The 17,557-nt window shown below is 53.5% G+C and carries 18 protein-coding genes; 10 read left to right on the top strand and 8 right to left on the bottom strand.

The genetic code is table 11. The annotated features are described in order from the left end of the window. The first annotated feature begins 25 nt into the window (after nucleotides 1-25). Nucleotides 26-820, top strand: a complete 795-nt coding sequence (locus tag R3I13_RS16675) for a 1,4-dihydroxy-6-naphthoate synthase (protein WP_346319088.1) — start codon at nucleotides 26-28, stop codon at nucleotides 818-820. Between the two features lie 37 nt (nucleotides 821-857). Here R3I13_RS16675 and R3I13_RS16680 read toward each other — a convergent pair whose 3' ends face one another. From R3I13_RS16680 to bamD, 8 genes are all read right to left on the bottom strand, one after another. Continuing rightward, nucleotides 858-1,688: an aminotransferase class IV gene (locus R3I13_RS16680; protein WP_346319089.1), complete on the bottom strand. Its 831-nt coding sequence runs from the start codon at nucleotides 1,686-1,688 to the stop codon at nucleotides 858-860. A 14-nt stretch (nucleotides 1,689-1,702) separates the two neighbouring features. Continuing rightward, nucleotides 1,703-2,359 carry a 3-oxoacid CoA-transferase subunit B gene (locus tag R3I13_RS16685; RefSeq protein WP_346319090.1) on the bottom strand — a complete coding sequence of 219 codons (657 nt, stop codon included), beginning with the start codon at nucleotides 2,357-2,359 and terminating at the stop codon, nucleotides 1,703-1,705. A 3-nt stretch (nucleotides 2,360-2,362) separates the two neighbouring features. After that, nucleotides 2,363-3,055, bottom strand: coding sequence for a CoA transferase subunit A (locus R3I13_RS16690; protein WP_346319091.1), 693 nt, complete (start codon nucleotides 3,053-3,055; stop codon nucleotides 2,363-2,365). A gap of 20 nt (nucleotides 3,056-3,075) precedes the next feature. Beyond that, nucleotides 3,076-3,534, bottom strand: coding sequence for a DUF4296 domain-containing protein (locus R3I13_RS16695; protein WP_346319092.1), 459 nt, complete (start codon nucleotides 3,532-3,534; stop codon nucleotides 3,076-3,078). A gap of 9 nt (nucleotides 3,535-3,543) precedes the next feature. Beyond that, the gene (locus R3I13_RS16700) at nucleotides 3,544-4,467 is read right to left on the bottom strand and encodes a DUF4835 family protein (RefSeq protein WP_346319093.1); all 924 of its coding nucleotides are present in this window, start codon (nucleotides 4,465-4,467) and stop codon (nucleotides 3,544-3,546) included. Further along, on the bottom strand, nucleotides 4,460-5,665 hold the full coding sequence (gene coaBC / locus R3I13_RS16705) for a bifunctional phosphopantothenoylcysteine decarboxylase/phosphopantothenate--cysteine ligase CoaBC (RefSeq protein WP_346319094.1): 1,206 nt from the start codon (nucleotides 5,663-5,665) through the stop codon (nucleotides 4,460-4,462). Before coaBC ends, R3I13_RS16700 begins: the two co-directional genes overlap by 8 nt. Before the next feature lie 75 nt (nucleotides 5,666-5,740). Then, entirely contained in the window at nucleotides 5,741-6,082 is a 342-nt protein-coding gene (locus R3I13_RS16710) for a DNA-directed RNA polymerase subunit omega (protein ID WP_120518593.1), read from the bottom strand. Further along, nucleotides 6,051-6,884: an outer membrane protein assembly factor BamD gene (bamD, locus tag R3I13_RS16715; protein WP_346319095.1), complete on the bottom strand. Its 834-nt coding sequence runs from the start codon at nucleotides 6,882-6,884 to the stop codon at nucleotides 6,051-6,053. Before bamD ends, R3I13_RS16710 begins: the two co-directional genes overlap by 32 nt. Nucleotides 6,885-7,193: 309 nt before the next feature. Here bamD and mraZ point away from each other — a divergent pair, with 309 nt between their 5' ends. From mraZ to murG, 9 genes are all read left to right on the top strand, one after another. Continuing rightward, nucleotides 7,194-7,664 (top strand): division/cell wall cluster transcriptional repressor MraZ, encoded by a 471-nt coding sequence (gene mraZ / locus R3I13_RS16720; protein ID WP_346319096.1) that lies wholly within the window; start codon nucleotides 7,194-7,196, stop codon nucleotides 7,662-7,664. 10 nt (nucleotides 7,665-7,674) lie between these two features. Continuing rightward, nucleotides 7,675-8,583 carry a 16S rRNA (cytosine(1402)-N(4))-methyltransferase RsmH gene (gene rsmH / locus R3I13_RS16725; protein WP_346319097.1) on the top strand — a complete coding sequence of 303 codons (909 nt, stop codon included), beginning with the start codon at nucleotides 7,675-7,677 and terminating at the stop codon, nucleotides 8,581-8,583. Between the two features lie 79 nt (nucleotides 8,584-8,662). Then, nucleotides 8,663-9,031 carry an FtsL-like putative cell division protein gene (locus R3I13_RS16730; protein WP_346319098.1) on the top strand — a complete coding sequence of 123 codons (369 nt, stop codon included), beginning with the start codon at nucleotides 8,663-8,665 and terminating at the stop codon, nucleotides 9,029-9,031. A gap of 29 nt (nucleotides 9,032-9,060) precedes the next feature. Continuing rightward, a complete protein-coding gene (locus R3I13_RS16735; RefSeq protein WP_346319099.1) occupies nucleotides 9,061-11,166 on the top strand; it encodes a penicillin-binding protein in 2,106 nt (701 codons plus the stop codon). A 13-nt stretch (nucleotides 11,167-11,179) separates the two neighbouring features. Next, nucleotides 11,180-12,646: a UDP-N-acetylmuramoyl-L-alanyl-D-glutamate--2,6-diaminopimelate ligase gene (locus tag R3I13_RS16740; RefSeq protein WP_346319100.1), complete on the top strand. Its 1,467-nt coding sequence runs from the start codon at nucleotides 11,180-11,182 to the stop codon at nucleotides 12,644-12,646. Nucleotides 12,647-12,666: 20 nt separating this feature from the next. Next, complete coding sequence (gene mraY, locus R3I13_RS16745) at nucleotides 12,667-13,917, top strand: phospho-N-acetylmuramoyl-pentapeptide-transferase (protein WP_346319101.1); 1,251 nt, start codon at nucleotides 12,667-12,669, stop codon at nucleotides 13,915-13,917. After that, nucleotides 13,917-15,251: a UDP-N-acetylmuramoyl-L-alanine--D-glutamate ligase gene (murD, locus tag R3I13_RS16750; protein WP_346319102.1), complete on the top strand. Its 1,335-nt coding sequence runs from the start codon at nucleotides 13,917-13,919 to the stop codon at nucleotides 15,249-15,251. Before mraY ends, murD begins: the two co-directional genes overlap by 1 nt. Nucleotides 15,252-15,268: 17 nt before the next feature. Then, complete coding sequence (locus R3I13_RS16755) at nucleotides 15,269-16,435, top strand: FtsW/RodA/SpoVE family cell cycle protein (RefSeq protein ID WP_346319103.1); 1,167 nt, start codon at nucleotides 15,269-15,271, stop codon at nucleotides 16,433-16,435. A gap of 19 nt (nucleotides 16,436-16,454) precedes the next feature. Next, on the top strand, nucleotides 16,455-17,549 hold the full coding sequence (gene murG / locus R3I13_RS16760; RefSeq protein WP_346319104.1) for an undecaprenyldiphospho-muramoylpentapeptide beta-N-acetylglucosaminyltransferase: 1,095 nt from the start codon (nucleotides 16,455-16,457) through the stop codon (nucleotides 17,547-17,549). Nucleotides 17,550-17,557: the final 8 nt, after the last annotated feature.

Raw genomic sequence — 17,557 nt, forward strand, 5'->3', positions numbered from 1 at the left:
TTTGTACCGTCAAAAAATACAACAGATGAACCTGAGTCTTGGATTTTCGCCCTGCCCGAACGATACTTTTATTTTTGACGCCCTGGTGAACGGCGCCATCGATGCTGCCGGCCTCCGGTTCGACACGAAGCTGGAAGACGTGGAAACCCTCAACCAGTGGGCCGTTCAGGGGAAACTGGATATCACCAAGCTCAGCTTTGCCGCCGGCCTGAAAGTGGCCGACAAATATGAACTGCTGAACAGCGGCAGCGCCCTGGGCCGTGGCTGCGGCCCACTGCTGATCGCGAAGGAAGCCGTGCCGCTGGAACGCGTGAAGGACATGAAGATCGCGATACCGGGCGCTTTTACCACTGCCAACCTGCTGTTTTCCATTGCTTTCCCCGGGGCGGCCAATAAACAGGTCATGCTGTTTTCTGATATCGAACAGGCTGTATTGTCCGGGGAAGCGGATGCAGGGGTGATCATCCACGAAAACCGTTTCACCTACCAGCAGAAAGGGCTGGTAAAGCTCATAGACCTGGGTGAATTCTGGGAAACCCAAACCGGCCAGCCTATCCCGCTGGGAGGCATTTTTATCCGGAAAGACATTCCTGCGGAGCGCCGCGCTAAAGTGGATCAGCTGATCCATCAAAGCCTGCAGCACGCCTATACGAAATACCCTGCCCTATCTCCTTATGTAAAAGCGCATGCGCAGGAAATGGACGAGAACGTCATGCGCCAGCATATTGACCTCTACGTAAACGAGTATAGCCTTGACCTTGGAACGAAAGGGAAAGCCGCGGTGGAGAAACTCAAAGAGATGGCGGCGCAACAGCCGTAACATATTCCCTGCATAATACAACCCTCACGAATAAACGCTACAGCATGGATTCATACAGCATTTCATGCAGGATGGCGGATGTCGCGTTGCTATAGCTGCTGCCACGGAAGCGGCCTACCCAGCGGATGCCGTAAATGGCATTGGTCAGGAAGATCTCGTCCGCATATTGCAGGTCCTTCAGCGTAAGCGGCTGTTCCGTTATTTTGAAGGGCAGTTCCTTTTGCAGCAGGTATTTCCGCATCACGCCGCATACGCAGCCTTCGGTTAACGGCGGGGTATACACTTTATTATCGCGCACAATGAAGATATTCGCGATGGTGGTATCCGCCACACGGCCGTGTTGATTGAGCAGCACGGTTTCGTTCACATGATGTTGTTTGGCATGCAGCGCAGCCAGCACATAAGGCAGGCAATTGTTGGATTTAACATTGGAGATCTTGTCGCAGGTCTTCACTGCGTCGGGGAACACGTCCAGCAGCAGGCCGGTAGCGTTCAGCTCAAAGATATGCTCGGGCAGCTCCCAGCTTTGAATAATGAAATGAGGGGTATGGTCCACAGGGTCGTACAGCCCGGTGCCAGCCCTCCAAACGGTAAGGCGCACACGCGCAAGATCGCTGACGCTGTTGAGGCGGCATAGCTCCCTGATAAGGCCTGTGAAATATTCTTTCGTAAAGTGTGCGGGTATGTGAAAATGCAGGAGATGCAAACTGGCGATCAGCCTCTCGAAATGCAGATCTGCCAACAACAGTTGCCCCTGGTACACTTTCATGGTTTCAAAACATCCGTCGCCATACCTGAAACTGCGGTTATCCACGGTCAGCAACGGCTTATCTCCCGCCATGAATCTTCCGTTATAACACAATTGCATACTGAAAGTTACGATTATAAAACCATTTCAGGAACATCTCCTTCAACTATCAGCCGGCCTGCGGTTTTAGCCTTTATTTCTTCTACAGTTACGCCAGGGGCGCGTTCCAGCAATTTAAAGCCCTGGTCCGTTACATCCAGCACGGCCAGCTCGGTCACGATTTTCTTCACGCAATGCACGCCGGTGAGCGGCAGCGTGCATTGGGGCAGCAGCTTGCTTTCGCCTTTGGGATTGGTATGCATCATGGCCACGATAATGTTCTTTGCCGAAGCCACGAGGTCCATCGCGCCGCCCATGCCTTTCACCATTTTACCGGGTATCTTCCAGTTGGCAATGTCGCCGTTGTCAGACACTTCCATGGCGCCCAGCACGGTAAGGTCCACCTTGCCTGCGCGTATCATACCGAAGCTTTCTGCAGAATCGAAGAATGCGCCGCCGGGCAATACGGTTACGGTTTCCTTGCCGGCGTTGATCAGGTCTGCATCCATTTCTTCCTCCGTCGGGTAAGGGCCCATGCCCAGCATGCCATTCTCGCTTTGCAGCATAATGGAAATGCCCGCGGGCACGAAGTTAGACACCAGTGTGGGTATGCCGATGCCGAGGTTCACATACATCCCGTCGCGCAGTTCCTGTGCTATACGTTTGGCAATGCCATATTTATCGAGCGCCATGTGTCAGATTTTTACGGTTTTACGTTCAATGCGTTTCTCATAATTACTGCCCTGGAAAATGCGGTGCACATAGATCCCGGGCACATGTATGGCGTCAGGGTCCAGCTCGCCGGGCTGCACGAGGTGCTCTACTTCAGCGATCGTAATGTTCCCGGCTTTGGCCATGGAAGTGCTGAAGTTGCGGGTGGTTTTCCGGAATACGAGGTTGCCCATGGTATCGCCTTTCCATGCTTTTACAATGGAAAAATCCGCATGCAGCGCCAGTTCCATCAGGTAATCCTTGCCATTGAAATTGCGTGTTTCTTTGCCTTCCGCTATTTCGGTGCCGAAGCCGGCCGGTGTAAAAAATGCGGGAATACCCATGCCTGCCATCGCAATCCGCGTGGCCAGCGTGCCTTGCGGGATGAGGTCCACTTCCAGCTCGCCGGAAAGCAATTGCCGTTCGAACTCGGCGTTTTCACCAACGTACGACGACATCATCTTTTTGATCTGTCTTGTTTTAAGCAGGAGACCCAGGCCGAAATCGTCTACTCCCGCATTGTTCGAGATACAGGTAAGATCTTTGGCGCCGCTGCGGACGAGGGCTGCGATACAATTTTCAGGAATGCCGCAAAGACCGAAACCTCCCAGCATCAGGGTCGCGCCGTCGGTTATCCCGGCGATGGCTTCATCGGCGTTAGCAACTAATTTCTTCATGTTTTGGTGTTATATCAGGATCAGGGTAATATCAGTTTCAGGCTGTCTGAACTGGGCCAGAACAGCGAATCGCGGCGCGTGCGGACGCCGCTGGCCCTTGCTTCGCGCTCACGCTGTATGTTTTCGATGGAATCCATCACGGTGCGCTTACGCCTCACGATCTCTCCCATTTCTTTGTAGATGGTTTCCAGCCGGTCAGGGTGCGCTTCGTAGAACTTATAGCTGCGCGAGAATTCCTCCCGGGTAATGCCATGCAGCTGAAGCACCTGGCTGTAGTAGGTCTTCACCCGCAGCTCTTTCACGGAATCAGGCACCATCGCGGTATCCATCTGCTGGTCGCGGCCCCATACCTCGGCGTAATTCATATCAAGCAATACATCCCGCATTTTCTCTTTCGGCATCACGTCGGAAGGCGTGCGGTCTGCGTCGCCGCAGGCCAGCATCAAACCCATCAGTAATATCCCGGCCGTTTTTCGCATGTTCTTCATTTATCTTAATTGCTGATATTTATTGGCATTCGGCACGTCGAGCGTGGAAAGCAGCTGCCCTGCCCTCACTTTTTCCTGCGGCGGCGCTTTGGAAAACACTTTCAGCAGCTCGTCGCTTTTGGCGAGGAAAAACGCCTGCACGATCATGGAATTCGGCAGCTCTTCATGGATGCCCATGAGCATGTTCAGGCAGTTCATGATCGCCGCGCGGCCTTTGTTCATGTCCTCGTACATCATATCCAGGCCAAGGCGGTGATACTGGTACATCACGTCATGAAAGCGGCTGAACTTCACGTTCAGCAGGTTGTCCTGTATCCAGTAACGGTTGCGGTTGCCTTCAAATGCCTTCCAGCCGGAAATGTCTTTCCCGTCGGGCGCATTATTCACAATATTAAGGGCTTTTTTAAAGAAAATATCGCCGCCGCGCGGTGAAAAAGAATCCGCATCGAGGCCGATGATGATGTAATTGTAGAACGCGAGGATAGCGGTGAGGTTGGACGCGAGCGGGTTGTTGCCCACGATGCGCTGCTCGTTGAATTCCAGCGGCTGGAACTCCACGTACTGGAACACGACGTTCGGGTCCTGTATGTTGAGGATGCTGGAATTGTAAGCGGAGTTGAAGACCGGGCGCGCAGCCTGTATAGTGAGCGTTGCTTTGTAGGTATTGTTGCCCAGCGCCTGGGTCACGTTCAGCATGAAGTTGCATTCTATCCTTTCGCCGGGGGCATACGCATCGTCTGACCAGCGGCGGTTGTTGATGAACTCTGCCATGGCCGTCTGCAGCGTGGTAAACACCCTGCGGTCTGTACTGTTGCCAAGTTGCGCGCCGGGCTGAACGGAAACGTTGGCACGGAGTTCCTGGGCTTCCGCTGATAGGAAGCAGGTTAACAGGCATAGGCAGGAAAACAGAATCTTTCTAAGCATGTTGCAATTCAATTATAGCCTTTACGATGGTACGCGCCACGTCCTGCTTGGATTGCAGGGGCAGCGCCTGCTCCCGGCCGTCGCGGCGGAGCAGTGTCACTTTATTGGTGTCGTAATTAAACCCGGCGCCGGGATCATTGAGGGAGTTGAGCACTACCATATCCATGTTCTTGTCGTTCAGTTTCTTCAGCGCGTACTCCTTTTCGTTGTTGGTTTCCAGCGAAAAGCCGACCAGCAGCTGGCCGTTCTTTTTACTGCCGCCGATGGTGCGGGCGATGTCCGCCGTTTTTTCCAGTTCCAGGCTCATATCATCCTCCTTCTTCTTGATCTTTTTATCCGCTACATTGCGCGGCCTGTAATCCGCTACGGCAGCGGCCATCACAACGATGTCCGCCTGCGGGGCCAAGGCCGTGCAGCGGTCGAACATATCGGCGGCGGTTACCACACGGGAAACCGTGATGCCGGTGTGAAGGGTGGAAAGCGGCGTGGGGCCCAGCACGAGTTGTACCGCAGCGCCTGCATCGGCCAGGGCTTCGGCGAGCGCGATGCCCATTTTACCGCTGGAATGGTTACTGATAAAACGCACGGGGTCTATCGGTTCCTGGGTAGGTCCGGCGGACACCAGGGCGGTCTTGCCTTTGAGCGGCTGCTCCACCACCGGCTCCCGGAAAAAGGAATACAGGAAAGAAACGATGGCTTCCGGCTCTGCCATGCGGCCTTCGCCGAACAGGCCGCTGGCCAGTTCCCCGCGGTGAACGGGCAGCTGGCGGTTGCCATAGCTGACGAGTTTGGCAACATTGGCCTTGGTGGAAGGGTGCAGCCACATATCCTCATCCATGGCGGGGGCGAACAATACCGGGCAGGTGGCGGAGAGATAAACCGCCAGCAGCAGGTTGTCGCAGATGCCGCCGGCCATTTTGGCGATGGTATTGGCGGAGGCGGGGGCAACGAGCATAACATCCGCCCAGCGGCCGAGCATCACGTGGTTGCTCCAGCTGCCGTTTTCACTGACGTGCACGCCTACTTCGTTTTTCGAGAGGGTGGAAAGGGTGAGCGGGGTGATGAAATCGCAGGCGGAGGGGGTCATGATCACCTTCACCTGGGCGCCTTCCTTTACGAGCAGGCGCACGAGCAGGGCTGCTTTATAAGCCGCGATGCTGCCTGATACGCCCAATAGAATTTTTTTCCCTTGTAACATGGTGGCAAAACAAAAGCGGCAGAACGATACATTCTGCCGCTATGAAGGTAATATTTTTTCGATAACCGATGAGGATCAGCTATACAGATCGTCGTCGTTCTTACGGAAGTAGATCTTGTTGTCCAGGAACTCATTGGTAGCCTGGATGGCGGAATTGGCCAGTCTTTCGTAAAAACGGGAGATCTCGATCTGCTCCTTGTTCTCATGCACTTCTTCCAGGTTGTCCGTATGGCTGGCGAACTCTTCCAGTTTGGAATGCAGTTCTTCCTTTACGGTAATATTGATCTGGTTTGCCCTTTTGGCAATAATGGCAATCGATTCGTACAGGTTACCGGTCCTGTTCTTGATATCGGTGGTGTTCCTGGTTTCTACCCAGGGGTTTATGCTACTGGTTAGACTTCTCTTTATTTTGCTCATTTTCCAGGGATTTGATGTTATTTTTTGCTAAGGTAAAGTATTTTTCGGCATCCGGCTTCAGTTTGCTGGTCGGGTAGCGGTCTGAAAACTCCAGGTACTCTGTTAAAACGGTTTCGTAGCGTTCTTTCTGTTTGTAATACACGCTGTTTTTGGCGTACAGGTAATAGCTTTTGATGGCCATGTACTTGTAGCTGTCGCTTTTATCTGAATCGGGGTATGCCCTCATCAGGCTTTTGAAGCTCACGCCGGCGGCTTTGTAGTGGCCGAGGTTATAGTACAGTTCGGCAGCGTTGTACTCTTTCTGTTCCAGTTTCCTTCTCAGCAGGTCTATCACCACGTTGGCTTCCGCGGCTTTGTCGGAATTGGGATAGGTGTTGATGAAGGTTTGCATGGCGGCGATGGCTTTCATGCTGTTGGTCTGGTCCAGCGGCACTTTGGGCGAGAGCTTGTAATAACAATATGCCTGCTGGTAGTCGATCTCCATGGCCCGGGGGCTGCTGGGCAGCGCTTCCAGGTAGTTTTTGAAATGGAAAGCGGCCTGGGTGTAGTCTTTCAGATAGAAAGAGCAGTAGGCATATTTATAATACAGGCCTTCGAACTTGTCGGTGCCTTTGAAAATGGGGATCATCTCCTCGTATAAAGTCTGCGCCATCTGGTATTTTTTCTTTTCGTACATCTTGTCGGCGTACGCAAGTTTCTTTTCCAGGTCGTTGCTTTTTTCGATCCTCCGCAGTTCCCGGTTACAGGAGGCGGAGCTGATGATAAGGGCCAGCAGGCCGGTATATAAGAGAATTTTCCTCATAAAAAAGAGTCGCGAAGGTACGAATTAAAAGCAAATAAAGGTAGCAAAGAAGAAAGGGGCAGTTAAAATTTTGCAAAAATGGTGAAAATGAGCCCTTTCAGAGTTGTCAACATTTTTACTCACATTGTTCACATTTTATCCACACATAACTCGCATCTATTCACATCCCGCCCTAAACAACAGGCTTCAAAGTCGGGCTTACAGGCATTATACTTCTGTGGAAAAAATATATAATACATTTTTTCGGTTAAAAGTGGGAAAAAGTGTTATTTTGTGTTAGAAAATGGAAATCAGGTACTAAAACTCAGCATGACGGGATTTTTAGGTGAATATGAAGCAACGCTGGACGCGAAAGGGCGTTTCCTGCTCCCTGCCGGATTTAAACGGCAGATCGCAGAAAGTGCGGGTAACCAGTTCGTGCTGAACCGTGGGTTTGAGAAATGTCTGACGTTGTACCCGATGAACGAGTGGCAACCTATCCAGGAGAAGATCGGCAAACTGAACGATTTTGATCCGAAAGTTAGGGAATTCCGCCGCTATTTTCTGAACGGGGCCACCATCCTGGAGCTGGATAGCGCAGGCAGGCTGAACATCCCCAAGAACCTGATGGCGCATGCCGGGCTGGACAAGGACATTGTGCTCACGGCGGCCAACAACAAAATTGAGATCTGGGATAAACAGAAATACCAGGAGTTCTTTGATAATTTTTCACCGGAAGCCTTCAGCGATCTGGCTCAACAGGTTATGACGGGGGGCGATGGGCCAAACCTTGGATTGTAAAACGGCGCATATGGAACCTTCACAGTATCACCTGCCCGTTCTCCTCCGCGAAGTGGTGGCCAATATGGATATCCGTGCAGACGGAACCTATGTGGACGCGACATTCGGCGGTGGCGGCCATTCCAGGGCCATCCTTGAAAAACTGGGCCCGCAGGGCAGGCTTATTGTGTTCGACCAGGATGAGGACGCCTACCGCAACCGGATCGTGGATGAGCGGGTGACTTTCGTACGGGAGAATTTCCGGCACCTGCACCGCTTTCTCAAGCTGCACAAGGCATTGGAAGCAGACGGGCTGCTGGCGGACCTCGGGGTTTCCTCCCACCAGTTCGACACCGGGGCCAGGGGTTTTTCCACCCGCTTCGACGGGAACCTGGACATGCGGATGGACACGCGCAACAGCCTGACCGCCGCGGACGTGCTCCAGACCTACTCCGAGCAGCACCTGCACCAGGTCTTCCAGGACTATGGCGAAGTGACCAACTCCCGTACCCTGGCCAAAACGATCGTACAGCTGCGGAAAGCGCACCCCTTACGCACCATCGGCGAATTCAAATCACTCATACAGCCTATCGTGAAAGGCAACCCCGCAAAATACCTCGCACAGGTCTTCCAGGCCCTGCGGATAGCGGTAAACGACGAACTGGGCGCCCTCAAAGACCTGCTCACGCAATCGTCGCAGGTATTGAAGCCGGGCGGCAAGCTGGCCATCATCACCTTCCATTCGCTGGAAGACAGGCTGGTGAAGAACTATATGAAAGCAGGCGCCTTCGAAGCAGCGGATGAAAACCCGTACAGCTTTGAAACCCCGCCCAAACTATTCAAACTGATCACTAAAAAGCCCGTAACGGCAGGTGAAGCGGAATTGCGGGCCAACCCGCGCAGCAGGAGCGCCAAATTAAGGGTCGCTGAAAAAATATAGCCGTTACTGTTACTTCCATCCTATCCCCTGGTTACTGAGAAAAATTATTGCGGATAAACTGTCGTAAACCTTGTAAGCGTTGCAGGAAGAAGAAAAGCACATACAGGAAGATTTGATCCCGGAAGATCTTGCCCGGGAGCCCAGGAAAGAGTGGCGCCTGCGGATCAACTACCAGCTGATCACCAGGAACCTGCCTTTCCTGCTTTTCCTCGCCGTGATCGCACTGGTGTACATCGCCAACAGCCATCTCGCGGAAAAGAAAGTACGCCGCATCAACAAACTGAGCCGCGAGATCAAGGAACTGAAATGGGAATACCTGAGCGTGAAAAGCGAACTGATGTTCCGCAGCAAATTGAGCGAAGTGAGCAAAGCCGTGGAGCAGCTGGGCCTGAAAGAACTGAGCACCCCGCCGCAACGCATTGAAGTGAAAACGAAAACCGAGGAATAACAAATAAAACGATACTGACCTAACCCGGCATGGAGATCAAGAAGGACATACTATGGCGAGCATATCTTTGCCTCATTGGCATGGGCGTATTTGCTGTGGCCATCCTGGGCAGGGTTTTCTTTATCCAGCACATCCAGGGCGATTACTGGCGCAGCATGTCCGACAGTCTGCACACCGAGTTCATGGACCTGGATGCAGACCGCGGCACCATCTATTCCGAAGAAGGCCGCATGCTCTCCACCTCCATCCCCTATTTCGATATCAGGATAGACTTCGGGGCAGACGGGCTGCATGATCCCAAGAAGCCCACCTTCACCGAAGAGAACGTAGATTCCCTCTCCACCCGCCTGGCGGAACTTTTCATGGACAAACCTGCGGCAGCCTACAAAAAACTGCTGAAAGAGGGGTTCAAGGAAAAGGACCGCTATTTTTTACTGAAACGCAACATCCGCTTCGACGAATACCAGCAGCTCCGCACCTTCCCCATCTTCCGCCTCGGGCGCAACAAGGGCGGCCTGATCGTTGAAACGAAAAATAAACGCATCAACCCCTTCAAGCTCCTCGCCAACCGCACCATCGGCCTCTCCCGCGAAAACGCGCAGAACGTAGGCCTGGAAAGGACTTACGACGAAAGCCTCAGCGGCGTGACCGGCAAACGCCTCATGCGCCGCATCGCCGGCGGCACCTATATGCCCGTGGAAGGCTACGACATTGAACCGGAAAACGGCAAAGACATCATCACCACCCTGGACGTGAACATGCAGGACATCGCGGAGAACGCCCTCATGAAAATGATGATCTCCAACGAAGCAGAACACGGCACCTGCATCCTCATGGAAGTGAAGACCGGAAAAGTGAAAGCCATTGCCAACCTCGGCCGCCAGAAAGACGGCAGCTACTGGGAAGACCAGAACTACGCCCTCCATGTAGGCGAGCCCGGCTCCACCTTCAAGCTGGCCACCATGATCGCGCTACTGGAAGACGGCTTCGTAACGCCCAACTCCATGGTAGACCTGAACTACGGCCGCTGGCCCATCAACCGCCGGGTAGTGTACGATTCGGAGCCTCATCATTTTACCACCGTGACCGTTAAAAAGGCATTCGAACGCAGCTCCAACGTGGGCATGGCAAAGCTCGCCTACCAGTATTATTATAAAAAGCCAAACGATTTTTCCGCCCACCTCAAAAGGCTGCACCTGGACAAACCGACCGGCATAGACCTCACAGGCGAAGGCACACCGCGCATCAAAACAACGGAAAACAAGAGCTGGAGCGCCGTTACCCTGCCCTGGATGGCATTCGGTTACGAAGTGCTGCAAAGCCCGCTGCAAACGGCCATGCTGTATAACGCCGTAGCCAACAACGGCAAAATGATGAAGCCTTACCTGGTGAACAGCGTCATGGAATACGGTCAACCCGTGAAACAGTTTGAACCGGTGGTGCTGATGGACAGCATCTGCTCCGCCCGCACGCTCAGGAGCCTGAAAGATATGCTGGAAGGCGTAGTACTGAACGGCACGGCCGCCAAACTGCAAACACCCTATTACCGCTTCGCCGGCAAAACGGGCACTGCGCTGGTAGCCAATGGCAACCGCGGTTATGTAGACAAGATCTATCAATCGTCTTTCGCGGGTTACTTCCCGGCAGACGATCCGCAATACACCTGTGTGGTGGTGATCAAGAACAAGCCGCATGCCGCTAAGTTCTACGGCGGCTCTGTAGCTGGTCCTGTGTTCAGGGAAGTGGCGGATAAATTATATGCGCTGGCTGTGCAGAAGCCGCTGCCGGTGCAGCAGGCCGGCGGCCTGGATACGCTGATGGCTATCAAGAACGGCAAAGGCAGCGAATGGCGCAGCGTGGCACGCGCGCTCAACCTGCCCTGGCAGGGAAGCCTGACGGCATCCAATTGGGTAAGCGCAGCCGTTGAAGGCAACAAGCTGAGCTTCGAACCGATTAAAGCCGCGGCTGGCACTGTGCCGGATGTGAAGGGAATGGGATTGAAAGACGCGCTTTACCTGCTGGAAAACGCAGGGCTGCGCGTAGTGATCAAAGGAGCGGGAAGGGTGACCAGCCAGTCACTGCCCGGAGGCACCAGCATCGGGAAGGAACAGACGATCATTATTGAATTAAGCTGATGGAGTATAAATTATGAAAACGCTGCGGGAAATATTATACAATGTAAACATCGTGCAGGTGCTCGGCAATAATGACATTGCCATTCACGCCCTGCATATAGATTCCCGCCAGATCAGGCCGGGCGATGCTTTCATTGCCATCCGCGGCCTTGCAGCAGACGGGCACGACTTCATCTCCAAGGCCATCAGCCAGGGCGCTGCCTCCGTTGTCTGCGAAACCGTGCCGGATACTATTTCGCCGGATGTTTGTTATGTGCAGGTCAGCAACAGCCATCAGGCTGCCGGCGTGATGGCAGGTAACTTCTACGACAATCCTTCCAACCAGCTGAAACTGGTAGGCGTAACCGGCACCAACGGCAAAACCACCATCGCCACGATGCTGTTCCGCCTGTTCACCCGCCTCGGCCATACCTGCGGACTGCTGAGCACCGTGCAGAACCAGATCGGGGACAATATCATTCCCGCCACCCATACCACGCCCGACCCCGTGAGCCTGAATGCCCTGCTGGCGGACATGGTGGCGCAGGGCTGCGATTACGCCTTCATGGAAGTAAGCTCCCACGCCGTTCACCAGCAAAGGATCGCGGGGCTGAAGTTTGCCGGCGGCATCTTCTCCAACATCACGCACGACCACCTGGACTACCATAAAACATTCGACGAATACATCCGGGTGAAAAAGGCTTTCTTCGACGGCCTCCCCGCCACCGCTTTCGCCCTCACCAACCTGGACGACAAGCGCGGCAACGTGATGCTGCAGAACACCAAAGCCCGCAAGGCCACTTACAGCCTCCGCACCATGGCCGATTTCAAAGGCAAGATCCTGGAAAACAACCTCACCGGCCTCATCATGCAGGTAGGCGAAAGGGAAGTGCATTTCCGGCTCATCGGCGAATTCAACGCATACAACCTTATGGCAGTGTACGGCGCGGCCGTGCTGCTGGGTAAAGATAAAGACGAAGTGCTGGCCGCCCTCAGCGACATACAGGGCGCCGAAGGCCGTTTCGATTACATCGTTTCAAAAAACCTCCGTGTGATCGGCATCGTGGACTACGCGCATACGCCTGATGCCCTGCTGAACGTGCTCGCCACGATCAAGAACCTCCGCGAAGGACATGAGCAGATCATTACCGTAGTAGGCTGCGGCGGCGACAGGGATACCGCCAAACGTCCCGTGATGGGCCAAGTGGCGGCGGAACACAGCGACCGGGTGATATTCACCTCGGACAATCCCCGCTCGGAAGACCCGCAGGAGATCATCCGGCAGATGGAAACAGGCGTAGCCGTGCATCAGCGCCGCAAAACCATTTCGATCGCCGACCGCAAAGAAGCCATCAAAACAGCGGTGAGCTTTGCGCAGCAGGAAGACATCATTCTCGTGGCCGGGAAAGGCCACGAAAAATACCAGGAGATCAAAGGAGTGAAACACCCGTTCGACGATAAACAGGTATTGACAGAATTATTCAGCCTTTTAGAAAAATAACCAGATCACGATCCGTTTTTATGTTATACTATCTTTTCAATTATCTCAAAACAGAATTCAACTACACCGGCACCGGAATGTGGCAGTACATCACGTTCCGCGTTACGATGGCGTTACTGCTGTCTCTCGTGATCTCGTTACTGCTCGGTAAAAGGATCGTTCGTTACCTGCAGCGCAAGCAGATCGGGGAAACCATCCGCGACCTGGGCCTGGCGGGCGAGCAAACCAAAAAAGGCACTCCCACCATGGGCGGCCTCATCATCCTGTCTGCCATCGTGATCCCCACCCTGCTGTTTGCCCGGGTGATGAACGTATACATCCTCCTGATACTGCTCTCTACCATCTGGCTGGGCCTCATCGGGTTTATCGACGACTACATCAAGGTATTCAAGAAAAATAAAGAAGGGCTTGCCGGTAAGTTCAAGATCCTTGGCCAGGTTGGCCTGGGGCTGATCATCGGCACCACGCTGTATTTCAACGACAACGTGGTGATGAGCCGGGAGGTGATGACCGGCAAAAAGCTGGCGCCCTACGAAAGAGTGATCAGCAGCACCGAAAGGGTAACGGAAGACGGGCATAAGTTCGTGGACGTAAAAACGCCCATCACCACGATCCCTTTCGTAAAAAATCATGAATTCAACTATGCAAGGCTGATCTCCTGGATACCCGGCGCGGAGAAATACACTTTCGTGCTGTATATCCTGATCGTGATCGTGATCATCGTAGCTGTATCCAACGGCGCCAACCTGACGGACGGGCTGGATGGGCTCGCAACGGGCGTTTCGGCCGTGATCGGCATAGGACTGGGCATATTTGCTTACGTGAGCGGCAACATCCTGCTGGCGGAGTACCTGAACATTATGTACATCCCGAACCTCGGCGAGCTGTCCATTTTCATCGCCGCGTTCGTGGGCGCATGCGTGGGCTTCCTCTGGTACAACGCTTACCCGGCGCAGGTTTTCATGGGCGACACCGGGAGTCTTGCCCTGGGCGGCATCATTGCTTCCCTGGCGATCATCGTGCGAAAAGAATTGTTGCTGCCCATTATATGCGGCGTGTTTTTCGTGGAAAGCCTCAGCGTGATGATACAGGTGACCTATTTCAAATACACGAAAAGGAAGTATGGCGAAGGCCGCCGCGTGTTCCTCATGAGCCCGCTGCACCACCATTACCAGAAGCTCGGTTACCATGAAAGCAAGATAGCCGTGCGTTTCTGGATCGTGACCGTGATGTGCGTGGTATTTGCAATCGCCACTTTAAAAATGAGATAATGCGACTCGTTATACTTGGTGCCGGAGAAAGCGGAATAGGTGCGGCCCTGCTGGGGAAAAAACAAGGGTTCGACGTATTTGTGTCGGACGGCGGGCAGATAAAGGATATCTATAAACAGGAACTGGCGGTGAACCATATTCCTTTCGAGGAAGGCCACCATTCCTGGGACATTATACTTGGCGCGGATGAGATCGTGAAGAGCCCGGGCATACCGGAAAAAAGCGAGCTGATGAAAAAAGTGCGGGAACGCGGGACGCCGGTGATATCGGAGATAGAGCTGGCCTGGCGTTTCAGTAAAGAGCAAAAGATCATTGCCATCACGGGAAGCAACGGGAAAAGCACCACCACGGCGCTCACCCACCATATTTTCCGCACCGCCGGGCTGAACGCCGCGCTGGTGGGGAACATTGGAGTGAGCTACGCCAGGCAGGTGGCTACGGAGCCCGCGGACTATTACATCATCGAGATCAGCAGTTTCCAGCTGGACGATATCGTGGAATTTAAGCCGGATGTGGCGATCCTGCTGAATATCACGCCCGATCACCTGGACCGCTATGATTATAAAATGGAGAACTATGTGGCGTCGAAATTCCGCATAGCCATGAATCAAACGAAGGAAGATTATTTTATTTATTGTAAAGACGATCCTGAGATCAGGAAATATTTAGAGACAAAACCCATTTTTTCAGAACCAATACCTTTTAGCATTATGGAACCATTGAACGAAGGAGGATTTATAGCAAACGACCAGCTGAACATTCAGGTGAAGGATGAACCGGTAATTATGTCTATGTACGACCTGGCTTTAAAAGGTAAGCATAACTTATACAATTCAATGGCAGCAGGCATAGCAGGCCGCACAATGGATATACGGAAAGAAAAGATCCGCGAAAGCCTCAGCACTTTTTCGAGCCTGGAGCACCGGATGGAATATGTGACAACCGTGCGTGGTGTGGACTTTATCAACGACAGCAAAGCTACCAACGTCAATTCCGTATGGTTTGCGCTGGAAAGCATGGAACGCCCCGTGATACTGATCATGGGCGGTGTGGACAAAGGCAATGATTACAGCGCCATTCGCGACCTGGTAAGGGAAAAAGTAAAAGCGATCGTTTGCCTGGGTGTAGATAACCGCCCTATTCACGAAGCCCTGTCTAAAGACATGGAAGTGATGGTAAACACCGACAACATGAAAGACGCTGTAGCGGCGGCTTTCCAACTGTCCAGCAAAGGCGATGTGGTATTGCTCTCCCCCGCCTGCGCCAGCTTCGACCTCTTCAAGAATTACGAAGAGAGAGGCCGCCAGTTCAAGGAGGCAGTGAGAGAACTTTAATCATTTAAACGAACAACGTGAACAACTTACTTCAAAGGACGAAAGGTGACAAGGTGATCTGGACGATCGTGTTCTTCCTGTCTGCGGTAAGCTTGTTGGCAGTATACAGTTCAACCGGCTCTTTGGCATACCGCGTTTACAGCGGGCATACGGAATATTACCTGTTCAAGCAGCTGAGTGTGCTCGTGCTGGGCATCCTGATCATTTACTTCGCGCACCGGGTGAATTACACCATTTACTCACGCGTGGCGCAGATCGGGTTCCTGGTGTCTATCCCGCTGCTGGTCTATACCCTGGCGTTCGGTTCCAACCTGAACGACGCCAGCCGCTGGATCAGGCTGCCGGTGATCAACCTCACGTTCCAGACTTCCGACATCGCGAAGCTGGCGCTGTTCATGTACGTTTCCCGGCAGCTGAGCCGGAAGCAGGCGGTGATCACGGATTTCAGGAAAGGGTTCCTCCCGATCATCGTGCCCGTGGGCATCATCTGCGCGCTGATCATGCCGGCGAACATGAGTACCGCGCTATTGCTCGGCGCCAGCTGCATGCTGCTGTGTTTCATCGGCCGCGTGCCGCTGAAATTCCTGCTCGGCATGGTAGGCGGCGCGATCGTACTGGTATTGCTGATGTTCCTCATCGCGAAGGTGACGGGGATGGAAGGGCGTACCAAAACCTGGGAGAAGCGTGTTGAAAGTTTTTTCAGCAACGAAGAAAGCGATGTACCCTACCAGGTGCAGCAATCCATGATCGCCATCGCAGGCGGCGGAACGCTGGGAAAAGGCCCTGGTAACAGTACGGCAAGAAATTTTTTGCCGCACCCTTATTCGGACTTTATTTATGCAATTATTCTTGAAGAGTATGGTATCTTTGGCGCCTTTTTGGTGTTGGGCGCGTACCTGATCCTGCTCCTGCGAAGCATAAGGATCTTCAAGAACTGCCCCTATGCCTTCGGCGCATTCCTGGCCCTGGGCCTGAGTGTGACGCTGGTGATACAGGCGCTGATGCACATGGCGGTGAACGTTCACCTGCTGCCGGTAACGGGTTTAACGCTTCCGTTAGTGAGCATGGGCGGTTCTTCGGTGATATTTACGAGTCTCGCCATCGGCATCATTTTGAGCGTATCAAGGAATGTTGAAGAAATAGGCACGAAGCAGGAGGTTACCAATCCTGCAGTTGCCGCATAAAGGAATAATATTTTTGAACTTGGCACATAAAGTAATCATAGCAGGCGGCGGAACAGGAGGTCACATCTTCCCGGCCATTGCCATTGCCAATGCCCTCCGCAAGCTGGAGCCGGATATCGATATCCTGTTCGTAGGCGCCAGGGGCAAAATGGAAATGGAAAAGGTGCCGCAGGCGGGTTACCCGATAGAAGGCCTGGAGATCGCGGGTTTCAACCGCAGCAACATGCTCAGGAACCTGCTGCTGCCGTTCAAGCTGCTGAAAAGCCTGAACCAGGCCAAGGGCGTGCTGAACCGCTTCCAGCCTGATGTGGCCGTGGGCGTTGGCGGATATGCCAGCTTCCCCGTCCTTCGCCAGGCGCAGCGCCGGGGTATTCCCACGCTGATACAGGAACAAAATTCCTGGGCCGGCAAAAGCAACAAGATACTCGGCCGAAAGGCAGAAAAAATATGCACAGGGTATGAAGGAATGGAGAAGTTCTTCCCCGCTGAAAAACTCCTCTACACCGGCAACCCCGTTCGCGGCGCTATCACGCAAAGCGCCGTTACGAAAGACGAAGCGCTCCGCCACTTCGGGCTGATGATGGGTAAACCCACCATACTGGCCGTAGGCGGCAGCCTGGGTGCCAAGTCCATCAACGAAGCGCTGCTCCCCCACCTGGCGGAGTTTGTGAACAAGGATGTGCAGTTGATCTGGCAAACCGGCAAACTGTTCTACGAACAGGCCAAATCCGCCGCCGCACCGTTCAGCACGCATGTGAAAGTGTACGACTTCATCAACGTGATGGACTTTGCTTACAAAGCCGCCGATGCAGTGATCTCCCGCGCGGGCGCCCTGGCCATTGCCGAGCTTTGCGTGGTGAAGAAGCCGTCCATCTTCGTGCCGTACCCATTCGCCGCCGAAGACCACCAGACGCAGAACGCGCTCAGCCTGGTGCACAAACAGGCCGCGCTGATGATCAAAGACGATGAAGCGTTTTCCCGGCTGGCCAATGAAGCGCTCAGCCTGGTGCAAAACAAAGCGCTGATGGAAAAATTAGAAACGAACATTGCCCCCATGGGCAATGCAAACGCAGATATGACGATCGCCCGGGCCGTGCTCGGACTGATCAGATAATATTTATC

The organism is Chitinophaga sp. YIM B06452 (genome assembly GCF_039655965.1).
In the GTDB taxonomy this organism is placed as follows: domain Bacteria; phylum Bacteroidota; class Bacteroidia; order Chitinophagales; family Chitinophagaceae; genus Chitinophaga.